Annotated in this window: 25 protein-coding genes; 8 read left to right on the top strand and 17 right to left on the bottom strand. The window is 69.4% G+C overall.

Features of this window, described 5'->3' with window-relative positions:
• Window positions 1-58: 58 nt before the first annotated feature.
• The 3 genes from ttcA to DIE02_RS29510 form a co-directional block, all read right to left on the bottom strand.
• Window positions 59-1,054 carry a tRNA 2-thiocytidine(32) synthetase TtcA gene (ttcA, locus tag DIE02_RS29520; protein ID WP_124486623.1) on the bottom strand — a complete coding sequence of 332 codons (996 nt, stop codon included), beginning with the start codon at window positions 1,052-1,054 and terminating at the stop codon, window positions 59-61.
• A complete protein-coding gene (locus DIE02_RS29515) occupies window positions 1,051-1,455 on the bottom strand; it encodes a dihydroneopterin aldolase (RefSeq protein ID WP_124486622.1) in 405 nt (134 codons plus the stop codon). The genes ttcA and DIE02_RS29515 overlap by 4 nt, the downstream gene beginning before the upstream one ends.
• A 78-nt stretch (window positions 1,456-1,533) precedes the next feature.
• Window positions 1,534-2,277, bottom strand: coding sequence for an SDR family oxidoreductase (locus DIE02_RS29510; protein WP_044849085.1), 744 nt, complete (start codon window positions 2,275-2,277; stop codon window positions 1,534-1,536).
• A gap of 13 nt (window positions 2,278-2,290) precedes the next feature.
• On the opposite strand from DIE02_RS29510, the gene DIE02_RS29505 reads away from it, so the two are divergent.
• Together DIE02_RS29505 and DIE02_RS29500 are read left to right on the top strand one after the other, a co-directional pair.
• Window positions 2,291-3,481: a class I SAM-dependent methyltransferase gene (locus tag DIE02_RS29505; protein ID WP_124486621.1), complete on the top strand. Its 1,191-nt coding sequence runs from the start codon at window positions 2,291-2,293 to the stop codon at window positions 3,479-3,481.
• 14 nt (window positions 3,482-3,495) lie between these two features.
• Entirely contained in the window at window positions 3,496-3,690 is a 195-nt protein-coding gene (locus DIE02_RS29500) for a DUF2905 domain-containing protein (protein ID WP_124486620.1), read from the top strand.
• Window positions 3,691-3,807: 117 nt separating this feature from the next.
• Here DIE02_RS29500 and DIE02_RS29495 read toward each other — a convergent pair whose 3' ends face one another.
• The 6 genes from DIE02_RS29495 to DIE02_RS29470 form a co-directional block, all read right to left on the bottom strand.
• Window positions 3,808-4,029, bottom strand: a complete 222-nt coding sequence (locus tag DIE02_RS29495) for a hypothetical protein (protein ID WP_044849082.1) — start codon at window positions 4,027-4,029, stop codon at window positions 3,808-3,810.
• 98 nt (window positions 4,030-4,127) lie between these two features.
• Entirely contained in the window at window positions 4,128-5,036 is a 909-nt protein-coding gene (locus DIE02_RS29490) for a carbohydrate kinase (RefSeq protein WP_124486619.1), read from the bottom strand.
• Window positions 5,033-6,313 carry an AGE family epimerase/isomerase gene (locus DIE02_RS29485; RefSeq protein WP_124486618.1) on the bottom strand — a complete coding sequence of 427 codons (1,281 nt, stop codon included), beginning with the start codon at window positions 6,311-6,313 and terminating at the stop codon, window positions 5,033-5,035. The genes DIE02_RS29490 and DIE02_RS29485 overlap by 4 nt, the downstream gene beginning before the upstream one ends.
• Complete coding sequence (locus DIE02_RS29480) at window positions 6,310-7,329, bottom strand: LacI family DNA-binding transcriptional regulator (RefSeq protein WP_044846144.1); 1,020 nt, start codon at window positions 7,327-7,329, stop codon at window positions 6,310-6,312. The genes DIE02_RS29485 and DIE02_RS29480 overlap by 4 nt, the downstream gene beginning before the upstream one ends.
• Window positions 7,330-7,681: 352 nt before the next feature.
• Window positions 7,682-9,520 carry a phosphodiesterase gene (locus tag DIE02_RS29475; RefSeq protein WP_124486617.1) on the bottom strand — a complete coding sequence of 613 codons (1,839 nt, stop codon included), beginning with the start codon at window positions 9,518-9,520 and terminating at the stop codon, window positions 7,682-7,684.
• Between the two features lie 238 nt (window positions 9,521-9,758).
• The gene (locus DIE02_RS29470; protein ID WP_124486616.1) at window positions 9,759-10,802 is read right to left on the bottom strand and encodes a bile acid:sodium symporter family protein; all 1,044 of its coding nucleotides are present in this window, start codon (window positions 10,800-10,802) and stop codon (window positions 9,759-9,761) included.
• A 358-nt stretch (window positions 10,803-11,160) separates the two neighbouring features.
• Between DIE02_RS29470 and DIE02_RS29465 the strand changes: the two genes are divergently transcribed.
• From DIE02_RS29465 to DIE02_RS29455, 3 genes are all read left to right on the top strand, one after another.
• Window positions 11,161-11,658 carry a hypothetical protein gene (locus DIE02_RS29465; protein ID WP_044846200.1) on the top strand — a complete coding sequence of 166 codons (498 nt, stop codon included), beginning with the start codon at window positions 11,161-11,163 and terminating at the stop codon, window positions 11,656-11,658.
• Window positions 11,659-12,027: 369 nt separating this feature from the next.
• Complete coding sequence (locus tag DIE02_RS29460; protein ID WP_044846147.1) at window positions 12,028-13,104, top strand: porin; 1,077 nt, start codon at window positions 12,028-12,030, stop codon at window positions 13,102-13,104.
• 175 nt (window positions 13,105-13,279) lie between these two features.
• On the top strand, window positions 13,280-14,242 hold the full coding sequence (locus DIE02_RS29455; RefSeq protein WP_044846148.1) for a LysR family transcriptional regulator: 963 nt from the start codon (window positions 13,280-13,282) through the stop codon (window positions 14,240-14,242).
• A gap of 112 nt (window positions 14,243-14,354) precedes the next feature.
• Here DIE02_RS29455 and DIE02_RS29450 read toward each other — a convergent pair whose 3' ends face one another.
• Window positions 14,355-15,314, bottom strand: coding sequence for a nitronate monooxygenase family protein (locus DIE02_RS29450; RefSeq protein ID WP_124486615.1), 960 nt, complete (start codon window positions 15,312-15,314; stop codon window positions 14,355-14,357).
• Window positions 15,315-15,594: 280 nt separating this feature from the next.
• Between DIE02_RS29450 and DIE02_RS29445 the strand changes: the two genes are divergently transcribed.
• Entirely contained in the window at window positions 15,595-16,491 is an 897-nt protein-coding gene (locus DIE02_RS29445) for an alpha/beta fold hydrolase (protein ID WP_124486614.1), read from the top strand.
• Window positions 16,492-16,553: 62 nt separating this feature from the next.
• Here DIE02_RS29445 and DIE02_RS29440 read toward each other — a convergent pair whose 3' ends face one another.
• Window positions 16,554-17,045, bottom strand: coding sequence for an Lrp/AsnC family transcriptional regulator (locus DIE02_RS29440; protein WP_034177375.1), 492 nt, complete (start codon window positions 17,043-17,045; stop codon window positions 16,554-16,556).
• Window positions 17,046-17,158: 113 nt separating this feature from the next.
• Here DIE02_RS29440 and DIE02_RS29435 point away from each other — a divergent pair, with 113 nt between their 5' ends.
• Entirely contained in the window at window positions 17,159-18,061 is a 903-nt protein-coding gene (locus DIE02_RS29435) for a DMT family transporter (RefSeq protein ID WP_124486613.1), read from the top strand.
• 218 nt (window positions 18,062-18,279) lie between these two features.
• On the opposite strand, the gene DIE02_RS29430 is transcribed toward DIE02_RS29435, so the two are convergent.
• Genes DIE02_RS29430 through DIE02_RS29410 form a run of 5 tightly spaced genes read right to left on the bottom strand, consistent with a single transcriptional unit; the run spans window position 18,280 to window position 21,358 of the window.
• Window positions 18,280-18,486 (bottom strand): DUF1289 domain-containing protein, encoded by a 207-nt coding sequence (locus DIE02_RS29430; RefSeq protein WP_124486612.1) that lies wholly within the window; start codon window positions 18,484-18,486, stop codon window positions 18,280-18,282.
• Window positions 18,483-18,989, bottom strand: a complete 507-nt coding sequence (locus tag DIE02_RS29425; RefSeq protein ID WP_044846152.1) for a YbaK/EbsC family protein — start codon at window positions 18,987-18,989, stop codon at window positions 18,483-18,485. Before DIE02_RS29425 ends, DIE02_RS29430 begins: the two co-directional genes overlap by 4 nt.
• Before the next feature lie 23 nt (window positions 18,990-19,012).
• Window positions 19,013-19,945, bottom strand: a complete 933-nt coding sequence (locus DIE02_RS29420) for a hydroxymethylglutaryl-CoA lyase (RefSeq protein WP_124486611.1) — start codon at window positions 19,943-19,945, stop codon at window positions 19,013-19,015.
• Window positions 19,946-19,974: 29 nt separating this feature from the next.
• Entirely contained in the window at window positions 19,975-20,916 is a 942-nt protein-coding gene (locus DIE02_RS29415) for a glyoxylate/hydroxypyruvate reductase A (protein WP_124486610.1), read from the bottom strand.
• A 4-nt stretch (window positions 20,917-20,920) separates the two neighbouring features.
• Complete coding sequence (locus DIE02_RS29410) at window positions 20,921-21,358, bottom strand: VOC family protein (protein ID WP_044846155.1); 438 nt, start codon at window positions 21,356-21,358, stop codon at window positions 20,921-20,923.
• 256 nt (window positions 21,359-21,614) lie between these two features.
• On the opposite strand from DIE02_RS29410, the gene DIE02_RS29405 reads away from it, so the two are divergent.
• Window positions 21,615-22,238, top strand: a complete 624-nt coding sequence (locus tag DIE02_RS29405) for an alpha/beta hydrolase (protein ID WP_124486609.1) — start codon at window positions 21,615-21,617, stop codon at window positions 22,236-22,238.
• A 54-nt stretch (window positions 22,239-22,292) separates the two neighbouring features.
• Here DIE02_RS29405 and DIE02_RS29400 read toward each other — a convergent pair whose 3' ends face one another.
• A complete protein-coding gene (locus DIE02_RS29400) occupies window positions 22,293-24,413 on the bottom strand; it encodes a phosphocholine-specific phospholipase C (protein ID WP_124486608.1) in 2,121 nt (706 codons plus the stop codon).
• Between the last annotated feature and the right edge of the window lie 48 nt (window positions 24,414-24,461).

Here is a 24,461-nt window from a genome sequence, read left to right as displayed (position 1 = left end):
GGCGACAGTGCCGGAACAGGGCACGCTGGGCCCCGTTCCGGCGATGTTCGGACCCTGCTTACAGGTCGTCGAACTGGACGATCGAGATCGGTTTCGCGGCACCCGGCACGGCGGTGTCTTCGCCGGACGCGCACGGCTCCTCGTCGAACGCGATGTCGCCCTGCGGATCGGCTTCTCCGGTCGCGCGCAGCGACGCGAACGGGAACTGGGTCGTATCCATCAGGTGCGACGGCACGACGTTCGCGAGCGCGCTGAACATGTTGTCGACGCGGCCCGGAAAGCGCTTGTCCCATTCGCGGATCAGCGCCTTCATTTCCGCGCGCTTCAGGTTCGGCTGGCTGCCGCACAGGTTGCACGGGATGATCGGGAATTCGCGCAGCTCCGCGTATTTCTCGAGATCGGTTTCCTTCACGTACGCGAGCGGGCGGATCACGACGTTCCGGCCGTCGTCCGACTGCAGCTTCGGCGGCATCCCCTTCAGCTTGCCGCCGTAGAACATGTTGAGCAGCAAGGTTTGCAGGATGTCGTCGCGGTGGTGGCCGAGCGCGATCTTGGTCGCGCCGAGCTCGCCCGCCACGCGGTACAGGATCCCGCGGCGCAGCCGCGAGCACAGCGAGCAGGTCGTCTTGCCTTCGGGCACGAGCCGCTTGACGATGCTGTAGGTGTCCTGGTTCTCGATGTGGAACGGCACGCCGACCTGCGTCAGGTACTCGGGCAGCACGTGCTCGGGGAAGCCCGGCTGCTTCTGGTCGAGGTTGACCGCGACGATGTCGAAGTCGATCGGCGCGCGTTCGCGCAGGCGCAGCAGCACATCGAGCATCGCGTAGCTGTCCTTGCCGCCCGACAGGCACACCATCACCTTGTCGCCCTGCTCGATCATGTTGTAGTCGCCGATCGCCTGGCCGACCTGGCGCACGATCCGCTTGAACAGCTTGTTGTTCTCGTACGCTTCCTTCTGCTCGCGGCGCGTCAGCGCGCGGCGGCCGGTGTCGGCGACGGTGGCTTCGATGGCGGCGCCATCGGCCGCCGTGTCGTTCATGTGGGGGGCGTTCATGCGCGCTCCTCGTCCTTGATGCGAAAGACTTCGACGCCGACGGCGTCGCAGTCCGGATAGGCGTCCGGTTTCTCGGTACAGACGCGTACCGCGCGCACGCTGTCGTGCGCCAGCAGGTTCGCGGCGATCGCGTCGCACAGCGTCTCCTGCAGGTGGATGTGGCCGCGCGCCAGGCACTGCGCGACGCTCTGCTTCATCAGGTCGTAGTCGACGACTTCATGCAGCCGGTCGTCGACGGGGGTGGACAGCGCGAGCGGCACGAACAGGTCGATGTTGATGACGACGCGCTGCTCGCCGCGCTTCTCGTGTTCGAAGGCCCCGATGTTGATGTGCACCTCGTAGTCGCGCAGGTAGAGCCTGCGGCAGTCCGCGAGGCGGGGGTGCAGGAGAGCGGAAAACATGGTCGTCCCAGTCAAATTGGCGTGCGTGCACGCAAAGCGGCGCGGGCGGCGGCGGTCGGGCCGCGCGCTCCGCGCAGTTCAGTCATTCGGGCCGGCGGCGGGCGGCACCAGGTGCTCGCCGCCGTCGACGGTCAGCGTCGCGCCCGTGACGCCGGGCGCGCTCGCGAGATAGCAGGCCGCCGCCGCGATGTCGTTCGCGTGCGGCGCGTGGCCGCGCACGAGCGCCGCGACGCGCACCTTCGGCGCCAGCGCCAGCGCGAGCGCCGAGGTCGCGCGGTTCAGCGCGGCCTGCATCAGCGCGTGCGACAGCTGCGCCGGCGCCGGGTGAAACAGGGCCTGGTCCAGCACGTGGATCGCGCAGGCGCGCAGCGATTCGTCGTCGCGCGCGGCATCGGGCGTCGCGTCGGCGAGCGCGCGGGCCAGCGCGAGCGGCGCCGTCACGTTGCGCGCGAGCGCGCCGGCGAGCGACGCGCCATCCACGGTATGCGCGTCGTCGGTGCCGGCGCAAGCGCTCACGAACACCGCACAGGCGGGCCGGCCGAGTGCCGCGCCGCACGCGGCAACGAGCGCGGCCGCATCGGCTTCCAGGGCCAGATCGGCGTCGAGCACGGCCGCGCGGCGGCCCAGTGCGGCGACTTCGGCGACCAGCGCGTCGCCAGCCGCGCGCGGCGCGCCGGGGCTGCGCTGCAGCGCGACGTCCCAGCCGCGCTGCGCGAATCCGGTCGCGAGCGCACGGCCGAGCGACGCGGCGTCGGCCGCGCTGCCCAGCGCGCCCGCGACGAGCGCGATGCGCGGGGGCGACGTATCGGCTGAAACGGTCATTTACAATGCCGGGATGAACCCGAAAGCTCACGAACCCGCTAGTTTACCTGCTCCCGGCCCTGACGCGCTCGCGCAGTCCGAAACCCTCGCCGCGCAACTGCGCGACGAGATCGCGGCGGCCGGCGGCTGGCTGCCGTTCGATCGCTTCATGGAGCGCGCGCTGTACGCGCCCGGCCTCGGCTATTACAGCGGCGGCGCGCGCAAGTTCGGGCGCCGCGCCGACGACGGCAGCGACTTCGTCACGGCCCCCGAGCTGTCGCCGCTGTTCGCGCAGACGCTCGCGAATCCCGTCGCCGACGCGCTCGCGGCGAGCGGCACGCGCCGCGTGATGGAATTCGGCGCGGGCACCGGCAAGCTCGCGGCCGGGCTGCTCGCGGCGCTCGATGCGCTCGGCGTCGAGCTCGACGAATACCTGATCGTCGACCTGTCCGGCGAACTGCGCGAACGGCAGCGCGACACGATCGCGGCGGCTGCGCCGGCGCTTGCGGGGAAAGTACGCTGGCTCGACGCGCTGCCCGAGCGCTTCGACGGCGTCGTGGTCGGCAACGAGGTGCTCGACGCGATGCCGGTGCGCCTCTTTGCGAAGGCGGGCGACGCGTGGCGCGAGCGCGGCGTCGCGCTCGACGCGCGGCACGCGTTCGTGTTCGACGACCGGCCCGTGGGCGCGGCCGGCCTGCCGCCGGTGCTCGCGACGCTCGACGTCGACGACGGCTACGTGACCGAAACACATGAAGCCGCGCTGGCGTTCACGCGCACCGTGTGCACGATGCTCGGGCGCGGCGCGGTGCTGCTGGTCGACTACGGCTTCCCCGCGCACGAGTACTACCACCCGCAGCGCGACCGCGGCACGCTGATGTGCCACTACCGCCACCACGCGCACGACGACGCATTCCTTTACCCGGGCCTGCAGGACATCACCGCGCACGTCGAATTCACCGGCATCTACGACGCGGGCGTCGCGACCGGCGCGGACCTGCTCGGCTACACGTCGCAGGCGCGTTTCCTGTTGAACGCGGGCATCACCGACGCGCTCGCCGCGATCGATCCGTCCGACATCCACCAGTTCCTGCCGGCCGCGAACGCGGTGCAGAAGCTGATCTCGGAAGCCGAGATGGGCGAGCTGTTCAAGGTGATCGCGTTCTCGCGCGGCATCGACGGCGCGCTCGACGCGTTCGCGCGCGGCGACCGCTCGCACGCGCTCTGACGGCGGAGACCCGGATGCTGCGCTGGTTCATGGCGTCGTTCGTTGCGGTGATGATCCTGACGCGCTGCTGGCCGTGGCTCGGCAAGTTCGGCATCGGGCGGATGCCGGGCGACGTCACGCTGACGCTCGGCGGGCGGCGTTATCCGTTCCCGTTCATGTCGACGCTGGTGCTGACGATGCTGGTGTCGCTGGTGGCGCGGCTGCTCTGAGCCGTGCCGAAGACGGCGCGTCGCGGTCAGGCCGCGGCGCGCACGTGACGGGTTCGGCGCGGGGCAGTTCGGGCATGACGGCTCGTGCATTGAAGCTCGCGCATCACAGCTCGCGCATCAGAGCTCGATTTCGCCGAGGATCCGGTGAGCGAGCGCCTTCGCCTCGTCGAACGCCTCTTCCTCGCTCGGACTCGTCGTGTGGACGTCGTAGCGCACGTTCTCCGTCTCGTCGCCGTCGTCCCGGGCGAGGATCACGTAGCCCTGGAACTGTCCGTTGGCGGCGTGCTGCGTATGCGCCTTGGCCGTGTAGATGCCCTTCGTGAACGTGTTCGTGTCCATCGTGCCTCTCCCGCAATAGGACACTTCATCGTAGCACTGCGGCGCAGCATGTACAGCGCCGCATATCGGCGACCGATCAGCGCGCCGTCATCATCCCGTCACCCTTCGAGCAGCGCGACGACCTCGTCGAGCGTCGGCGCGTGCGCGCCCGTGTGCCGGCATGCGGCGGCGCCCGCCGCGAGCGCGAACGCGAGATGCTCGCGCCACGACCGCTGCGGCGCGGCCATCAGGCTGAACAGCATGCCGCCGATCGACGCGTCGCCGGCGCCGACGGTGTCGACCACCTCGACGCGCGGCGGGCTGGCCTCGAGCACGTCGCCGTCCGCGTACAGCGTCGCCGCCTGCGCGCCGCGTGTGACGAGCACGGCCGCGCGCGGATTCAGCGCGCGCACCGCCGCGACCGCGTCGGGGCCGTCGCCGCCGAACAGGTGGCGCAGGTCCTCGTCGGAGACCTTGATCAGGTCGGCGAGCGCGGCCATCGTCTCCAGCGTCGGCCGGTACGCGGCCGTCATCAGGTTCCGGTAGTTCGGATCGAAGCTGATCTTCACGCCGCGCGCGTGCAGGTCGGCCGCGAGCGCGACGAGCGTGCCCGCGAGCGGCTCGCGCACCAGGCTGATGCAGCCGAAGTGCGCCCATTTCACGTGAGCGGCCCAGCCGGCCGGCAGCCGCGCCGGGTCGAACGCGAGGTCCGCGCTCGCTTCGCCGATGAAGAAGTACGCGGGCGGCCGCGTCTCGTGGACGATCGCGAGCAGCGGCGCACGCGGGACCCGCTGCAGGAAGCGCAGGTCGAGCCCGGCGGCCTCGCTGGTGCGCCACAGCACGTCGGAGAAGCAGTCCTCGCCGATCGCGCCCGCGAGCGCGCTCGACAGGCCGAGCCGCGCGACCGCGCGCGCGACGTTCCAGCCGGCGCCGCCCGGCACCGAGGTCCACTGCGCGTCGCCTGCGCGCACCATGTCGGTCAGGATGTCGCCCGCCGACACGAAGGCCGGAAAGGTGCCGCCGCTCATTGCGTCGGCTCGCTGCGCGCCGCCCGCGCGAGGGTCGCGAGCACGTCGTAGCACGCGCCCATCGTGTGATAGTCGGTCTTGCCGGCCGGGCTTTTCTCGTCGCTGTACTTGCGGTTGTCGCAGGTGAGGATCCGATACCACGCGCCGTAGCGGTGATCGACGAAATGCGCCCAGCTGTAGCGCCAGATCTCGTCGTACCAATCCCAGAAACGCTCGCTGCCGGTGCGCGCGCCGAGCATCGCGGCCGCTGCGAAGGTCTCCGCCTGCACCCAGAAATACTTGTTGTGGTCGCAGATCGTGAAGTCGGGGCCGAAGCCGTAGCAGAGGCCGCCGTGATCGGCGTCCCATGCGTGCGTGAGCGCCGCGTCGAACAGCTCGGCCGCGCGCGGCACGAGCCAGTCGAGCGGGCGGTGCCGCTCCAGGATCAGGAGCAGCTTCGCCCATTCGGTCTGGTGCCCGGGCTGGAAGCCCCACGGACGGAAGATGTTCGAGCTGTCTTCCTTGTTGTAGTCCCAGTCGACCGACCAGTCCGCGTGGTAGTGCTCCCACACGAGGCCGCCCGACAGCGCGGCCTGGCGCTGCGTGATGTGGGTCGCGAGCTTTTCCGCGCGATCGAGGTAGGTGAGGTGGCCGGTCGCCTCGTATGCCGCGAGCAGCGCTTCCGTCATGTGCATGTTCGCGTTCTGGCCGCGGTACGACGACACGATCCAGTTCGGCGTCGCGTCGTCCGCGTAGAGGCCGGCGGCCGCATCCCAGAAGCGGTGTTCGGCGAGCTCGTAGGTCGACGCGATCAGCGCGCGCGCTTCGTCGATGCCGGCCATCGTCGCGTGCGCGGCGGCCAGCAGCACGAACGCGAGCCCGTAGCAATGGCGCGTGCCGTCGAGCGTTGCGTGCTTCGTGCCGTCGCGCCAGTCGAGCTCCCAGTCGTAGCCTTGCAGCGCCTCGTCCCAGTGCGCGTCGCGCAGGAAGCGCAGCCCGTGGCGCGCGTAGTCGAGATGGCGCGGATCGCCGAAATGCCGGTACGCCATCGCGTAGTTGAAGACGAACCGGCAACTGCTGACGAGGTGCCGCGACGTGCGGTTGTAGACGCTGCCGTCGTCGCGGAAATAGTGGTGGAAGCCGCCCGTCGGGTCGAACGCGTTCGTCGCGTAGAACCGCAGCGTGTCCTCGATGTGCGACAGCAGGAACGACGGATCGCGGAAGCTCGCGACGACCGGTGCCGCTTGCGTGTGGTTGGCCGGCGTGGCCGTGCGGGATTGGGCCGGGGGCATGTTCATGATTCGGTGACCGTGGCGGTATCGAGCGCCGGTGAGCCGGCGGGCTGGCTGCTGGCCCGTACGATCAGCTCGACGGGCAGGGAGATCTCGGTGCGCTCGGGGGCTTCCGCGAGCAGCAGTTCGACGCCGCGGCGGCCGAGCGCTTCCTTGTCGACGGCGAGCGTCGTGAGCGGCGGGTTCGCGTGCGCGGCGGCCGGGATGTCGTCGAAGCCGACGATCGCGATGTCTTCCGGAATCCGCACGCCGCGCGCGAGGCACACGCGCTGCGCGGCCAGCGCGGCGGCGTCGTTGTACGCGAACACGGCGTCCGGGCGCGGGCCCGGCGCGTCGAGCAGCTGCTGCATCGCCCGCGCGGCGCCGGTGTCGGGGTCGAGCCCGGCGTCGATCGTCACTTCGTACGCGGGATCGAACAGCCGCCCGGCCTCGAAGAACGCGCGCCGGTAGCCGATCGCGCGCTGCGCGATGCTGTAGTGCGCGGCCGAGCCGCCGATGAACGCGATCCGCGAGCGGCCGATCGCGAGCAGGTGACGCATCGCGAGCGCCGCGCCCGTCGCGTTGTCGATGTTCACCGAGCGCAGGCCGGGCGCCCACAGGTCGATCAGCACGAGCGGCCGGCCGGTCGCGGCGAGCGCCTCGATCGTCTCGGGCTCGATGAAGCCAGCCACCGCGATCGCGTCGGGCGCGTGCGGGCGCATCTGGCGGAGCACGTCGTCGTTCGGGCCGACCGTGAGCAGCGTCGGCACGATGCCGCGCTCGCGGCACGCGTCCTCGACGCCGTGCAGCACGTGCGAGAAGAACGGGCTGGCGGGAAAGCGGTTGTGCTGGCGGTGCAGCAGGAAGGTGAGCCGGCGGATGCGCGGCCGCAACTGGGCCGGGTCGTAGCCGAGCCGCTGCGCGATCTCGACGATGCGCGCCCGCGTGGCTTCGGACAGGCCCGGCTGGTTTTTTAGCGCGCGGGAGACGGTGCCGATCGAGACCTCTGCCGCCCGCGCTACGTCGCGAATGGTGGTGCCCATCGTTCGGGATCCGGTTTGTTTAGGGTGACGGCGATTGTATAGTAAACGCGGCGCCTAATTCGGGCCGGATAACCGGGGAATACCCGGAAATAGCGGGTTTTTGCGAGCTAATCTGCGAAAACGCCGTTACTAAAAATACTAAACAAAACGCGGAAAAGGCAAGGTGATCGCGCGGAATGTGGCGGTGCCGGCAGGTGGAGCGTCCGGCACGTTCCGCTGCCCGGCGTGAACGGAGCCGGCGGGGCGATCGGCCGGCGGTTGCCGGGGCGCGGCCCGGCCGGGCCGGCGCGGCACCGGCAACGTCGCTCGGGCGGGTTGGCGACCCTGCCTGCGACCGGCAACCGCCCGTCACTCAGCCTGCCGCCGCGAGTGGCGGCTCGCCGCGATCGCGCAGCGCCGCGCGGCCGGCGTCCAGATCGACGACCGCGAGCCCGCCCGGCTGCTGTTTCGCGCGTCGCTTCGCGAGCGCCGCGACCGATGCGATCTCGTCGCTGCCGTAGCGTATCGCGCCGTTCGCGCCGGCCGGCACGCCGACCACACCGATCGCCATCGTCACGAAGCCGAAGAACGCGGGGTTGCCGTAGCGGTCCTCGCCGCGCAGCCCGCCCGCCAGCCGGTCGGCCTGCGTATAGAAGCGCTGCGCGCCGTCGTTGAAGCGCGCGATCGCGTCGGCCGCGCGCGCGTGCCAGTCGTCGCGCTGGAACAGCACGAGGAAATCGTCGCCGCCGACGTGTCCGAGAAAGTCGCGTTGCGGATCGCACACGCCGGCCAGCACCGTCGCCGCGAACTTCAGCACTTCGTCGCCTTGCCAGTAGCCGTACTGGTCGTTGAACGGCTTGAACTGGTTCAGGTCGACGTAGCACGCGTGGAAGCCGGCGTCGCGCGCCAGCAGGCGCTCGATATGCGCGCTGATCGGGATGTTGCCGGGCAGGAACGTCAGCGGATTCGCGTAGCGCGCGGCCTCGATGCGCATTTCGGTCACCGCGCGCACGAGGCTTTCGCCGGTGCCGAGCCCGACGTAGCGGCCGTGTTCGGTGATCACGAAGCCGTCCGCGAGGTAGCGCTGGTCGTGGCTCGCGAGCAGCATCGCGAGCTGCTCGACCGTCGTCGCGTTGTCGATCATCAGCGGCGCGTCGTTCGCGAACTGCAGGCACGGCTTCTTCCCGAACACCTCGCGGTGGTACGGCAGCGCGAAGCGGTCGATGAAGCCGCGCCGGTTCACGAGCGCGACCGGCTGGTCGCGTTCGACGAGCGCGACCGCGTGCAGCGCGGGCATCCGGTTGAACAGGTCGAGTACGTCGTTGTTGGTCGCGTCGCGCGGCAGCGCCGGCGCGGCGACGAGCATCTTCGCCGCGATCGTGCCGGCCGGCCGCACGGCGCGGGTCGCACCGGGAAACACCGCGATGTGCGGGGCGCGGATCGCGTCGCGCGCGGCCGGCGCGACGACCGGCGAGGGTTGCGCGTCCGGCCGCCCGAGCAGGAAGCCCTGCACGCAGCCGATGCCCATGTCGCGCACGACGAGCAGGTCGCACTCGTTCTCGATCCCTTCCGCGATCAGTTGCGCGCCGCTTGCCTGCGCGAAGTGCTGCATCGCCCTGACCGCCTCGAACTTGAGCGGATCGCGCGCGATGTCGTGGATGAAGAAGCGGTCGATCTTCACGACATCCGGGTGCAGGCGCAGCCACAGGTTCATGCTCGCGTTCGCGGTGCCGTAGTCGTCGAGCGCGAACTGGATGCCGGCGTCGCGCAGCGAGGCGACCGCCGGCCCGATGCGTGCGACGTCCGGCAGCGCGGTCTGCTCGGTCAGCTCGATCACGATGCGCTCGGCGCCGATCCGCGCGCGCACGAGCAGTTGCCGCGCGCGCTCGCGTTCGCGCGCGAGTTGCAGGATCGTGCCCGCGCTGAAGTTGAGGAACAGCTTGCCGTCGCAGCCGAGCGCCGCGAATGCGTCGAGGCAGGTGCGCGCGGCCGCCTGTTCGAGCGCGACGGTCGTGCCGTCGCGGGCGGCCTGCGCGAACAGTGCGGCCGGCGGCTCGAGGTCGGTGCCGCGCGGGCCGCGGATCAGGCCTTCGTAACCGACGACCGTGCCCGATCCGAGATCGACGATCGGCTGGAACACGGCCGCGAGCGCGCGTTCCGCGATCAGGCGGGTGGTCGGGGCGGCGGACGAGTCGGGATGGGGCGCGGGCATGGAGGGGGGCGGCCGAGACGACGGGACGCCCGACTTTAACGGCAGTACGCTCGGAGAATTGAATGAAGATTTGGTGACGCGATGCGCGTCGATGGTGCATGCGTCGCGGCGGGCTGCGCGGCGGGGAGGCGGGAGGCGGGAGGCGGGAAGCGGGAAGCGAGAGGCGAGAGGCAGGGACGAAAGGAACAAGACGAACACCCCAGCGCGGCCAGTCATGCCGGCCGCGCAGCCTCCCGCGTCAGCGCTTGCCCGCGCTCAGCGCACCGCGCCCGCGTGCGGCACCGGCCGCACCCGCGTCGCCGTCGCGCTCGCCGCTCGTGTCGCGCGCGCCCCAGCGTTGCGCGAGCGCCGCGCAGGCCATCAGCTGGATCTGGTGGAACAGCATCAGCGGCAGCACGATCGCGCCGACCGCCTGCGCGGAGAAGATCACCTTCGCCATCGGCACGCCGGCCGCGAGGCTCTTCTTCGACCCGCAGAAAATGATCGTGATCTGGTCGGCGCGGTTGAAGCCGAGCCGCTTGCCGACGAACGCGGTCAGCCCCAGCGCGATCACGAGCAGCACGACGTTGACGACCAGCAGGCCGCCGAGCGCGCGCGCCGGAATCTGGTGCCACAGCCCCTGGTTCACGGCCTCGCTGAACGCGACGTAGACGACGAGCAGGATCGAGCCCTGGTCGACGAAGCGCAGCACGCCGCGATTGCGTTCGATCCAGCCGCCGATCACGGGCCGCAGCAGCTGGCCGGCGATGAACGGCACGAGCAGCTGCATCACGATGCTGCCGATGGTGCTCCACGGCGACGCGGCCGCGGCCGACTGCGACGTGATCATCAGCCCGACGAGCGCCGGCGTCACGAAGATCCCGAGCAGGCTCGACGCTGATGCCGCGCACACGGCGGCCGGCACGTTGCCCTTCGCGATCGACGTGAAGGCGATCGACGACTGGACGGTCGACGGCAGTGTGCACAGGAACAGCACGCCGGCATACAGCGTCGGCGTGACGAGCGGCTGCAGCACGGGCTTCAGCGCGAGGCCGAGCAGCGGGAACAGCGCGAACGTGCTGAGCAGCACGACCGCATGCAGCCGCCAGTGGGTCGCGCCCGCGACGACGGCTTCGCGCGACAGCTTCGCGCCGTGCAGGAAGAACAGCAGGCCGACCGCGATGTTGGTCGCCCAATTGAACGCATGGGCGGCCGGGCCGCGGCACGGCAGCAGGCTCGCGAGCACGACGGTGCCGACGAGCGCGAGCGTGAAGTTGTCGGGAAGAAAACGGGGACGGGCCATCGGGGAACTCGATTCGGAAACGGCGGGCGCACATGTCGCGCGCGCGAAGCCGGTATTGTCCCGGTTGGTCATTCAATAAACAAATTCATTGTACGAATCCATTGATGAATCGATTGCATGATGCGGCTGCGCAACACGGCACGCCCGCGGCGGCCCGGCGACGCGCGAAGCGGCAGAAGAATGTTCTGTCGCGATCCCACCCTGAAGTGAAAAAACCTAGCAGTAACATGGTGTTACACCGATGCCCGCGACATAACACTTTTTGGCTCGACACCGTTTGGGACCGCTCATAAATTACTGCTGAAAGGCTTGCGTCGGCTGGAAACAGCGGGCGGCGAGCGGCAACAGGCACTGAATGATGACGGAACGGGTGAAACTGAAGGTCGGACGATGGGTGGCAGGCGTGCTCGGCGCGCTGCTGATGCCGCTCGCGCTCGCGCAACCGCCGCATGGTGGTCAGGCGTTCGGCGGCGGTCATGGCTTCGGTCACGGTTTCGGTGGCGGCGACATGCGCATGTACGGCCAGCCGGCCGGCAACGCGCAGGTATGGCGCCGGGCGCTGCCGCCGGGCGGCGCGCGTGCCGGCGGCGTGAGCGGCTATGGTTCCCGCTGGGGCCTGCGTCCGACGCCGTCTTACGGGCATTACGCCGCGCAGAGCCCGTATCGTCCGATCAGCGCCGAGTCCCGCCAGATGCCGCGCCCGCCGGGCGGCGGCAACGTTCCGTTGCGGGCCGGCTCGATCCGCGCCGACGTCGCGCGCTACAACGAGGAGCGTGGCGGCCGTCCGATGCCGCCGCCCCGCGCGCAGGAAGAGCCTTCCCACTCGCCGTTTTTCTCCCCGTTCTACCGAAACTGAGCGCCCCGCGCGTTCGCCGAGCGCGCCCCGCGCGTTCGTTCCCCCGCCGGCTGTGATGCGAATTCGCCACAGTCGCGCATAGATTTCCGCTGATTTTCCCGTCGCATTGCGCTATCTTTCGCGCCCGGCACGCGCGCCCCTCGCGGCCGTCCCGTCGCGTGCCCGCACCGCGCGGGGCCGCTGCGGCGCGCCTGGCCATGTGCCGATTCCGCGAAGTTAATGCTGCCGCTATACCCGCAATAAGTGTGCGCAATTTTGACGGGACGCAGGTTCCGTAAAGATGGCTGCGCCCCATACGACGCAAGCAATCGGCTCCAAACAACAACGCTCGCGCCACTTATCGACATTCGACAAAACCCTGGAGATCCCATGAAAGCATTCGCTCGCCGTGCGTCGCGCACGTCCGTCAAGCTGATCGCCGCGGCCGCCTGCGTGGCCGCAACCGCACCCGTTCACGCGCAGTCGAGCGTCTCGCTCTACGGTCAGGTCGACGAATGGGTCGGCGCCACCAAGTTCCCGGGCGGCGATCGCGCATGGAACGTGTCGGGCGGCGGGATGTCGACGTCCTACTGGGGCCTGCACGGCGCCGAGGATCTCGGCGACGGCTACAAGGCGATCTTCACGCTGGAGAGCTTCTTCCGTGCGCAGAACGGCCAGTTCGGCCGCTTCCAGGGCGACACGTTCTTCGCGCGCAACGCATACGTCGGCGTCAGCTCGCCGTACGGCACGGTGACGGCGGGCCGCCTGACCACGCACCTGTTCCTGTCGACGATCCTGTTCAACCCGTTCTACGATTCGTACACCTTCTCGCCGATGGTGTACCACGTGTTCCTCGGCCTCGGCACGTTCCCGACCTATCCGAGCGACCAGGGCGCGGTCGGCGATTCGGGCTGGAACAACGCACTGTCCTACACGTCACCTTCGTTCGGGGGCCTGAATTTCGCGGCGATGTACGCGCTCGGCAACACGGCCGGCGACAACCGCTCGAAGAAGTGGAGCGCGCAGTTCAACTACGCGAACGGCCCGTTCGCGGCGACCGCTGTCTACCAGTACGTGAACTTCAACAACGGCCCGCAGGACCTGAGCTCGCTCGTGACCGGCATGAAGAGCCAGGGCATCGGGCTGGTCGGCGCGACCTACGACCTGAAATACGTGAAGCTGTTCGGCCAGTACATGTATACGAAGAACGACCAGGTCGCCGGCAGCTGGCACGTGAACACCGCGCAGGGCGGCGTGTCGGTGCCGCTCGGCGTCGGCAACGCAATGGCGTCGTACGCGTACTCGCGCGACGGCGGCGGCCTCGACCAGACGCGCCAGACCTGGGCCGTCGGCTACGACTATCCGTTGTCCAAGCGCACCGACGTCTACGCTGCGTACATGAACGACCACATCAGCGGCCTGTCGAGCGGCAATACGTTCGGCGCAGGCATCCGCGCGAAGTTCTGACGATTCGTCGGTTCGGACGCGCACACAACGCGCGTCGCATGTGCCGGCATTGCGCCCCGAAAAAAACGGCGCCGCTATTCGCGGCGCCGTTTTGCCTTTGTTGACCTTTTTGTTTCCTCGCCTTTGTTACCCTATCTCGTAATTGCATAATTCCCAGGAATTGCGAGCTAGTTCGATGGATACCCTCGTCAGCATGAATGTGTTTCGCTACGTCGTCGAAGTGGGCAGCTTCGTCGGCGCGGCCGAGCGCATGCAGATGTCGGCCGCGATGGCGAGCAAGCACGTGATGCATCTCGAGCAGCAGCTCGGCGCGCGGCTGCTGCATCGCACGACACGACGTGTCGCGCCGACCGAGGCGGGACGCGAATACTATGAGCGCCTCGTGCAGGCGCTGTCGGAACTCGACGAAGCCGGACAGGCGGTCGGCGCCGCGAGCGTGGTGCCGCAGGGCCGCCTGCGCGTGACGTCGCTGTCCGCGTTCGGATTGCGGCACGTGATGCAGGCCGTCACCGATTATGCGGGTCGGTTCCCGGACGTGACCGTCGACGTGACGCTGTCCGATCGCGTGGTCGACCTGATCGAGGAAGGCTACGACGTCGCGGTGCGCGCGGCGCCGAACGGGCTGAAATCGTCGTCGCTGGTCGCGCGGCAGATCGCGACCGCGCACATCCTGCTGGTCGCGTCGCCCGAGTATCTCGACAAGCACGGCACGCCACAGACGATCGCCGATCTCGCGCATCACAACTACCTGCGTCGCGATTCGAATTCGACGATGCTCGATTCGCTGGTGATCGACGCGGCCGCCGCGTCGCGCGTGAACCTGAACGGCAACCTGATCGTGAACCATCTCGAGGGGCTGCGCGCAGCCGTGCTCGCGGGCGCGGGCATCGCGCTGCTCGGCACCGAGGTGGTCGGCGACGACATCGAATCCGGCCGGCTCGTGCCGGTGCTGCTCGACGCCGTGCCGCCGCACGAGGCGCCGATCTATGCGGTGTACGCGAGCCGTCGCCACGTGTCCGCGAAGGTGCGCTCGTTCGTCGACTTCCTCGCGGCACGATTCGAAGGGCAGTCGCTGTGCCCGTCGATCGAGTCGCGCCTGCGCGTGCTGCCGATCACGCGGATCAAGCGCGCGGGCTGACCGGCGCCGGCCGCCCGCGTGGCGGACATGAAAAAAGCGCGAGCCGTTGCGGTTCGCGCTTTTTTGTTTGGTCCGACGTCGTGCGCGCCGGTGGCGCAACCCGCCGCCCGCGTCAGCGCGCGATGCCGAGTCGTGCCTTCGCGTCGTCGTACTCGCGCTTCAGGCGCTCGACGAGTGCGCCGACGCTCGGCAGGTCGTCCATCAGGCCGACACCCTGGCCGGCACCCCAGATGTCCTTCCATGCCTTCGCCTTGTCGCCGCCGAAATTCATCTTCGACTTGTCCGATTCCGGCAGTGCGTCCGGATCGAGGCCGGCCTTCTCGATGCTCTCGCGGATGTAGTTGCCGTGCACGCCGGTGAAGAGGTTCGTGTAGACGATGTCGGACGATTTCGCGTTGAGGATCGCGTGCTTGTAGTCCTCGACCGCGTGCGCTTCCTGCGTCGCGATGAAGCGCGTGCCCATGTACGCGAAGTCGGCGCCCATCGCCTGCGCGGCGAGGATCGAGCCGCCGTTGGCGATCGCGCCGGACAGCACGATCGGGCCGTCGAACATCTTGCGCACTTCGCCCACGAGCGCAAACGGCGACGTCGTGCCCGCATGGCCGCCGGCGCCGGCCGCGACGAGGATCAGTCCGTCGACGCCCGCTTCGAGCGCCTTCTGCGCGTGGCGCAGGTTGATCACGTCGTGCAGCACGATGCCGCCGTAGCTGTGCACCGCGTCGACGATCTCGCGCGCCGGCGCGCGCAGGCTCGTGATGAAGATCGGCACCTTGTGCTCGACGCACACGCGCACGTCGTGCTCGAGCCGCGCGTTCGACTGGTGGACGATCTGGTTGACCGCGATCGGGCCGATCACCGCGTCCGGGTGCTTCGCCTTGTGGTCGGCTAGTTCGGACTGGATCTGCGTGAGCCATTCGTCGAGCAGTTCGGCCGGACGGGCGTTGAGCGCGGGGAAGGATCCGACGATACCCGCCTTGCATTGCGCGAGCACGAGTTCGGGGTAGCTGACGATGAACATCGGCGACGCGATGACGGGCAGCGTCAGGTTCTGCAGGACGGCGGGCAATGCCATGTGATGTCTCCAGTCTCGAGGGGCGGCCGGGCCCGGCGCGGGTCGCGCCGACGCCGGCATGCATGCTTGGCGGTCGAACGGTGCTTCGAGTGTAGCGGTACAGCCGCGCGTTCATATTAATACGAACGGTCGTGCGATTCTACGCGAGCTTAACAAACTGCGCGGCGTGGCGACAATCGAGTGAGTGTTCTCTTTCTACGCGTTCGGGCATCTGGCGCGCGCAGCAGCCGGCCGGGCGCTCCTACAATATCCGCCATAACAAACCAACGAGAAACAAACCATGTCGTTTGAGGCGTTTGCTCCGTTTCGCGTGACGGTGCAGGACACCGACATCTTCGGTGTCAAAGGAGGCGCGGGGCCGCCGCTTCTGCTGCTGCACGGCCACCCGCAGACCCACATGATCTGGCATCGCGTCGCCGCGACGCTGGCGAATCACTTCACGGTGATCGCGACCGACCTGCGCGGCTATGGCGCGTCGGGCAAGCCGCCGAGCGACGCGCGGCACGCGCCGTATTCGAAACGCGCGATGGCGGCCGACCAGGTCGCCGTGATGTGCCATTTCGGTTTCGAGCAATTCCATGTGTGCGCGCACGATCGCGGCGCGCGCGTCGCGCACCGCCTCGCGCTCGATCATCCGGCGGCCGTCGAGCGGATGATGCTGCTCGACATCGCGCCGACGCTCGCGATGTACGAGCAGACCGACCGTGCGTTCGCGACCGCGTATTTCCACTGGTTCTTCCTGATCCAGCCGGCTCCGCTGCCCGAAACGCTGATCGAAGGCCGCACCGATGCGTACATCGAGCGCGTGATGGGCAACCGCTCGGCCGGGCTCGCGCCGTTCGCGCCGGAGGCGCTCGCCGCGTATCGCGCCGCGCTCGCGCAGCCGGGCGCCGTGCACGCGATGTGCGAGGACTACCGCGCGTCGGCGACGATCGATCTCGAACATGACCGCGCGGATCTCGAGCGCGGCAACAAGGTCGCGTGCCCGCTGCGCGTGCTGTGGGGAGAGCACGGGATCGTCGGCCGCTGCTTCGATCCGCTCGACGAATGGCGGCGCGTCGCGCGCGACGTCAGCGGCCGCGCGCTCGATTGCGGGCACTACATTCCGGAAGAGGCGCCCGTCGCGCTGATCGACGAGCTGCTCGCGTTCTTCGAAGCGCGCGACGCGGCCGCGTGAGCGGGGCCGGCCGCGGCCGGTCGCGCGGCGCTTGCTGCGCGTCGACGGTCAGCGTTCGAGGATCAGCGGCGCGCGGCGTCGTCTTCGACCAGCGGCGGCAGGCGGCGCGGCACGGGCGTCGATTTCACGATCGCCGTGCTCGTTTCCGCGCGCTCCGTCACCTTCGACAGGATGTCGTCGAGGTGCTCGATCGTGCGCAGGTAGAGCCGGCAGATGAAGCAGTCCTCGCCGGTCACCTTGTCGCATTCGACGAATTCCGGAATCCGCCGCAACACCTCCTCGACCAGATGCAGCTGTCCCGGCAGCGGCTTCACGCGGACGATCGCCTGCAGCGTGTAGCCGAGCGCGCGCGGATCGAGCTCGACGGTGAAGCCCGCGATCACGCCCTGCGCCTCGAGCCGCCGCACGCGGTCGGCGGTCGCGGGCGCCGACAGCCCGATCTGTCGCGCCAGCTCGCTGGTGGCGATGCGCGCATCCTCGGCGAGCGCCGCGAGGATCGCGCGGTCGGTCGCGTCCAGCGACGCGACGGCGGGCGGGGAAAGGCGTTTCGACATGATCGCTTTGCTTTCGAAGGTGAATCGGTCGTTTCGCTTCAGTTTAGCCGTGGATGCACGGAAAGCAAGTTCCTAGAATCGAAGTCATCTTCTCTCGCCAAACGGAGTCCATGATGGCCTCGAACGAAATCCGCCGCGGTGCCGCCGAGATGATCGTCGCGATGCTGATGTCCGGCACGATCGGCTGGCTCGTGATGTCGTCGCAGCAACCGCTCACCAACGTCGTGTTCTTCCGCTGCCTGTTCGGCGCCGCGACGCTCGCGATCGTCTGCGCGGCGCTCGGCTTGCTGCGCCGCGCGCTGTTCTCGCCGCGCATGCTCGCGCTCGCGACGCTCGGCAGCGTCGCGATCGTCGCGAACTGGCTGCTGCTGTTCGCCGCGTATTCGCGTGCGTCGATCTCGATGGCGACCGCCGTCTACAACACGCAGCCGTTCATGCTCGTCGCGCTCGGCGCGCTCGTGTTCCGCGAACGGATCAGCGCGTCGACGATCGCGTGGCTCGCGCTCGCCTTCATCGGGCTCGTCTGCGTGGTGCGGGTCGAGCCGGCCGTGCTCGCGGTGCCCGGCGAATATCTCGAAGGCGTCGCGCTGTCGCTCGGCGCGGCGTTCCTGTACGCGGTGTCGTCGATCGTCACGAAGCACCTGAAGGGCACGCCGCCGCACCTGCTGGCACTGCTGCAGGCCGGCCTCGGCATCGTGCTGCTCGCGCCGTTCGCGCACTTCGACACGCTGCCGGCGACGGCCGCGCAGTGGCTCGATCTCGTCGTGCTCGGCGTCGTCAACACCGGCCTGATGTACGTGCTGCTGTACGGCGCGATCCAGAAGCTGCCGGTCGCGATGACGGGCGCGCTGTCGTTCGTCTATCCGGTCGTCGCGATCATCGTCGATCGCATCGCGTTCGGGCAGACGCTCGCGTGGACGCAGGTGCTCGGCGCGCTGCTGATCCTGCTCGCGGCGGCCGGCGTGAACCTCGGCTGGCGCATCGTGCCGGCGCGTCGCGCGGCGGTCGGCAACTGAAACGGTCGTGCGATTCGACTTGCCGCTACGGCCTGCCGCCAGGCCCGTCGGCGTCGCCTCCGGGCACGCGGATTGCGCGCCAGACAGGCCGTAAGGAGTTGTAGGGAAACACCCGATGCGACGCTGCAGCGTCGCTCGTATGATGCGGCTGTGACGTTGATCACGTTCACAGGATTCCGATCTCATGCCGTTCGCCAAGCAGGCCGAACGGCATTTTTTTATGCGCCGCTCCGCGCGAGCAGGCGCCGCCGCGCGTCGAGCCGCGCGAGCAACACGCGTCTCGCGTCGTCGTCCGACGCGCGCCATCCCTTGATCTCGTCACGCGTACGCAGGCAGCCCGCGCACCAGTCGGTGCGCGGATCGATCCTGCAGACGTCGGTGCACGGCGAGGCGACCGTGCCGACCGGTACCGGCGCGTCGCTCATGCGTCGTTACGCAATGCGACGTCGGCGACCGGCGCACCCGTCAGCGCGACGAGTTCCTGCGGCGACAGGTTGAACACCGCGTGCGGATGGCCGGCGGCGGCCCACAGGCTGTCGAGCTCGAGCAGGTCGGCGTCGATCAGCGTGACCGGTTCGACGAGATGGCCGATCGGGCACACGCCGCCGATCGCGTAGCCGGTATGGTCGCGCACGAACTTCGCATCGGCGCGGCCGACCGCGCCGACCTGGGCGGCGACCTTCTTCTCGTCGACGCGATTCACGCCGCTCGCGACGACGAGCACCGGCAGGCCGTCGGATTCGCGGCGAAACAGGATCGACTTCGCGATCTGCGCGACCGAGCAGCCGAGCCCGGCCGCGGCTTCGGCGGAGGTCTTGCCGGTTTCGGCGAGCATCACGATCCCTTTCGCATGCCCGCGTTCGCGCAGCAGCAGCGCGACGCGTCGCGCGGAATCGGGGAGAGAGTCGAATGAAGCGGGTGTCGTCATGGGGAGTCCGGTGAGTGTCGGGGTCACGCGCAGCTCGGCGCGTCGGCCGCGCTCTGCGCCTTGGCGAGCAGCGCGCGACCGGCGCGCGACACGTTCGCGCGGCCGATCGCGTTCGAGATGAAGTCGCCAGCGGCGACCACCTGCGCGAGATCGATGCCGGTGTCGATGCCGAGGCCCTGCATCAGGTACAGCACGTCCTCGGTCGCGACGTTGCCGGTCGCGCCCTTCGCGTACGGGCAGCCGCCGAGGCCGGCGACCGACGCGTGGAAGATCTCGATCCCTTCGAGCAGCGCCGCGTAGATGTTCGCGAGCGCCTGGCCGTAGGTGTCGTGGAAGTGGCCCGACAGCCGTTCGCGCGGGAACACGCGCGTGACGGCCGACAGCACTTCGCGCGTGCGCTTCGGCGTGCCGACGCCGATGGTGTCGGCGATGTCGATCTCGTCGCAGCCGAGCGCGGCGAAGCGTTCGACGACGTCGACGACCGACGCGACCGGCACCTCGCCCTGGTACGGGCAGCCGAGCGTGCACGACACGCTGCCGCGCAGCCGCAGGCCGGCATCCTTCGCGGCCTTCGCGACCGGCTCGAAGCGCGCGATGCTCTCCGCGATGCTGCAGTTGATGTTGCGCTGCGAGAATGCCTCGCTCGCCGCGCCGAAGATCACCACTTCGTCGGCGCGTGCGGCGAGCGCGTTCTCGAAGCCTTTCAGGTTCGGCGTGAGCACCGAATACACGGTGCCCGGGCGGCGCTCGATGCCGGCCATCACGTCGGCGCCGTCGGCCATCTGCGGCACCCATTTCGGCGACACGAACGATGCGGCCTCGATATTGCGGAAGCCGGCGCGCGACAGCCGGTCGACGAGCGCGATCTTCACGTCGGTCGGTACGAAGGTCTTTTCGTTCTGCAGCCCGTCGCGCGGGCCGACTTCGACGATCTTGACGGCGGTGGGGAACGTCATGGTTGTCTCCGGTCTCGTATAGGTGGAATTCAGTAGCCGCGCGCGTAGTCGACGATGCCACCGACGCGCTCGCCGCGCTCGAGCGCGCGGATCTTGCCGGCGATCTGCTCGACTGCTTCGTCGCGCAGCGTCTCGGCCGAGCTGTGCGGCGTGATCGTGATGCGCGGCGCGTGCCAGAACGGGTGGTCGACCGGCAGCGGCTCGTGCTGGAACACGTCGAGCGTCGCGGCGGCGACCTGGCCGCTCGCGAGCGCGTCGAGCAGGTCGGCTTCGACGAGATGCGCGCCGCGTGCGACGTTCACCAGGTATGCGCCCGGCGCCAGCTTCGCGAAGGTCCGCGCCGACAGGATCCCGTCGGTATCGTGCGTGCTCGGCAGCAGGTTGACGAGCACCTTCGCGCCGTCGACGCACGCGTCGAACGTGTCGTCGCCCGCGAAGGTCGCGACGCCGTCGAGCCGTTTCGGGCTGCGGCTGTAGCCGCGCACCGGCAGGCCGAGCGCGGCGAGCGCCTGCGCGACCTGCGCGCCGAGCACGCCGAGGCCGAGCACCGCGACGGTGAAGCTCGCGCGCGGATGCGGCTCCAGCACCTGCCAGCGGCGCTCGCGCTGCAACGCGTCGTATTCGTCGAAGCGGCGCAGGTAGCGCAGCACCGCGTGCGTCACGTATTCGATCATCTGCCGCGCCATGCCCGAATCCTCGAGGCGCACCAGCGGCACGTCGCGCGGCAGCGTGCCGGGATGCGCGCGATCGAGCGCGAGCAGCGCATCGACGCCCGCGCCGAGGTTGAAGATCGCGCGCAGGCCGTCGCGCGGCGCGAACAGCTCGCGCGGCGCGCGCCACACGAGCGCGTAGTCGGCGGCAGCCGTGTCGCCCGGCTGCCACGCGCGCAGCTCGGCCTCGGGCAGCGCCTGCGCGATCGCGTCGCGCCAGGCGCCGGCTTCCTGGTGCGGCGAGTAGAACAGGATCTTCATGCGCTTACTTCGCGAACAGCTGGCCGATGTCGGCGAACGCCTTGAACTCGAGCGCGTTGCCGCACGGATCGAGGAAGAACATCGTCGCCTGCTCGCCGACCTCGCCCTTGAAGCGGATATGCGGCTCGATCACGAAGCGCGTATGCGCGGCCTTCAGTTTGTCGGCGAGCGCATGCCATTCGTCCATCGACAGCACGACGCCGAAATGGCGCACGGGCACGTCGTCGCCGTCGACCGGGTTCACCGCGCTTTTGCCGGTTTCGTCCGGCGCGAGGTGCGCGACGAGCTGATGGCCGAAGAAGTCGAAGTCGACCCAGTGTTCCGAGCTGCGGCCCTCTGGGCAGCCGAGCAGGCCGCCGTAGAACGCGCGCGCGCCGGCGAGGCTCGACACGGGGAAGGCGAGATGGAACGGGCGCAGCGCGCCGGCGGGCGTAGCGGACATCGGGCGTCTCCTGTCGATCGGAACCGGCGCGGGGAGCCCGGTTCGATCCGATGCAAGGCAAGCGGGAAGCCCACATTCTACGGTTTCGCGGCGCATTGCGCCGCCGCGAGGCCGCCGGCCCGCACCGCGAGGCCCGCGCCGGCGGTCGCCCGGCTACCGTCCCGCGCAAAAGCAAAGCACAAAATATTGGTTCGGCCGCCGCGCACGCCACGCCACAATCGAACCTCGTCTCCAAGCAAAGCAAGCGAGGGCAATCATGCGCGCATGCAGCAAATCGGCGTGGCCGCCGCGGCTCGTGACCGTTCCGGGCCTGCACGGCAGCGAAGGCGCCCACTGGCAGACCTGGCTGGAGCGGCAGTTCCCGCGTGCGCTGCGGGTCGAGCAGGCCGACTGGGACGCCCCCGATCTCGCGCGCTGGGCGCAGTCCGTGCGCGTGCTGCTCGAACGCGAGCGCGGCCCGTTCGTGCTGGCCGCGCACAGCTTCGGCTGCCTCGCGGCCGCGCATGCGCTCGCGCAATGGCCGCAGGAGGCCGACGTCGCGGGCGTGCTGCTCGTCGCGCCCGCCAGTCCGAAGAAATTCACGTTCGCGGGGCCGTTCGACGCGCGCCGGCTCGCGGTGCCGTCGATCGTGATCGGCAGCGAAACCGACCCGTGGATGCCGCTCGCCGATGCGCGTACGCTCGCGCAGCGGCTCGGCAGCGCATTCGTGAACCTCGGCGACGCGGGGCACATCAACACCGCGGCCGGCTTCGGGCCGTGGCCGCGCGCGAAGTACTTCATCGACACGCTGGTGCACTGCGCGGCGCCGCTGCGCTTTCGCGACGCGGACGACGGCTTCGACGTCGCGCCCGTCGAGCGCGCGCTCGCGCACGCGATCTGAGATTCGACGGCACGCGCCGCGCGGCCGACGCCGCGCGCCGTCGTGCCGCCGCGCTTACGGCGCGGAGACCGGGCGCACCGCGGCCGGATCCGAGTAGCTCGACCGGCCGTTCTCGACGTGGCCCGCGAAGCGGCGCGAGAACGTGCCGTTCACGCCGTCGCTCACCGTCACGTCATACCAGTGGTGGCTCGACGCGAGCGCCCATTGCTCGACGCGTTCGTCGCCGCCGTGCAGGGTCACCTGGCGCGCGGGCGTGCCGTATGCGTTGTCGGTCAGCGTCAGCGTCACGTGACCGCTGCCGTGGTTGCGCAGCTTCAGGTACAGGTTGCCGTTCGCGATGTCGTAGCCGGCTTTCACCTCCGGCTGCGCCTGGTTGCGCCGGCGCGCCGTCGCGGCCGACACGTTGCCCGCGAACATCCGCACGAAGCCGTTCGGCCCGTACACCGAGAACGCATACGCGCCGTTCGTCTCCGTCACGTCGAAGTCCGCGTGCAGCACGCGGCGCGCGCCGACCGTGTAGCGCCACGGGCCGTCGGTGCGGTTGGTCGCGTACACCTGGAAGTGCGCGCCCTGGTTGCCGCGGTTCGCGAACTCGATGCGCAGCGTGTTGCCGCCGTAGAGGCTCGCGTTCACGTGCAGTTCGTACGGCAGCGCGCGCGCCGGGCGCACGCCGGGTTCCTGCGGGTCGATCGGCGACGGCGTCGCGGGCACGCTCGGCGCGGGTTGCGACGTGCATTGCTGGTCGGCGATCGAGCGGTACTGGCTCGTATCGGGCAGCGTCGGGAACGTCGCGTCGGACGAGCGGAAGTCGAACGCGGCGGTCAGATCGCCGCAGACGGTCCGGCGCCACGGCGTGATGTTCGGCTCGTCGACGCCGAAGCGCTCGCCGATGAAGCGGATCACCGACGTGTGGTCGAATACCTGTGAGCACACGAAGCCGCCCTTCGACCACGGCGACACGACCGTCATCGGCACGCGCGGCCCGAGGCCGTACGGCAGCCCGTCGGCCGTGTAGCTGCCGCCGCGGCCGGGATTCACGACCGTATGCAGCTCGCCGTCGGTGGTCACGGTCGATGCGCCCTGCGCGGCCGAGGTCGGCGGCTGCGGCGGCACGACGTGATCGAAGAAGCCGTCGTTTTCGTCGTACATGATGAACAGCACCGTCTTCGCCCACACGTCCGGGTTCGACGTCAGCGCGTCGAGGATCTGCGACGTGTAGTTCGCGCCGTACGCCGGCGTGTATTTCGGATGCTCGGAGAACACGGCGGGCGGCAGCAGCCACGACACCTGCGGCAGCCGGTCGTTGATCACGTCGTCCTTCAGGTTGTCGAGCGTGCGCACCGTCTGCGCGCGCTGGTACAGCGACGAGCCCGGCTTCGCGTTGATGAAGTTCGTGAAGTTCTGCAGGATGTTCGTGCCGTAGTTGCCGTTGTACGGATCGGCCCACGTGAGCCCCTGCTGGTAGATCTGCCACGACACGCCGCGCGCCTCGAGCCGTTCGGGGAAGGTCGTCCACGACAGCAGCTGGTACGCGGGCGGCAGGTCGCCGTCGACGTAGTCGGCGTTGTCGAGCAGCGGGCCGCCGAACTTGCCGGTCGGGTCGACCGTGCCCGTCATCAGGTACGAACGGTTCGGGTGCGTCGGCCCCGGCAGCGAGCAGAAGTAGTTGTCGCACACGGTGAACGCATCGGCGAGCGCGTAATGGAACGGGATGTCCTCGCGCACGTGATAGCCCATCGTCATGTCGGTCTTGTTCGCGGGCCACTGGTCGTAGCGGCCGCCGTCGATCGCCGCGTGGGTCTTCGCCCACGAGTGGTCGAGCGCGCCCAGGCACTGCGCGCTGGTCGTCTTCGTGTCGAGCCGGAACGGCAGCACGGGCTTCGCCGGGTCTTCCTTCGACGGCTGGTACCACACCGGCTTGCCGTTCGGCAGCGGAATCGGGAAGCGGTCGTTGTAGCCGCGCACGCCGCGCAGGTGTCCGAAGTAATGGTCGAACGAGCGGTTCTCCTGCATGAACACGACGATGTGCTGGACATCGCGGATCGTGCCGGTGCCGCGTGCGGCCGGAATCGCGAGCGCGCGGCGGATCGATTCGGGGAACGCGTTGAGCGCGACGGCCGCGCCCGCCGAATGTGCGACGGTATGCAGGAAACGGCGGCGGCTGGATGACGTCATGTTATTTCACCTCGGTTCTGCGATCGGGGACTGGGGACACCAACAGGA

Source organism: Burkholderia sp. Bp8991 (assembly GCF_003853795.1).
Classification (GTDB): Bacteria; Pseudomonadota; Gammaproteobacteria; order Burkholderiales; family Burkholderiaceae; genus Burkholderia.
The sequence above is the reverse complement of the archived record's forward strand: the minus strand, read 5'-3'. Positions and strand labels throughout refer to the sequence as shown.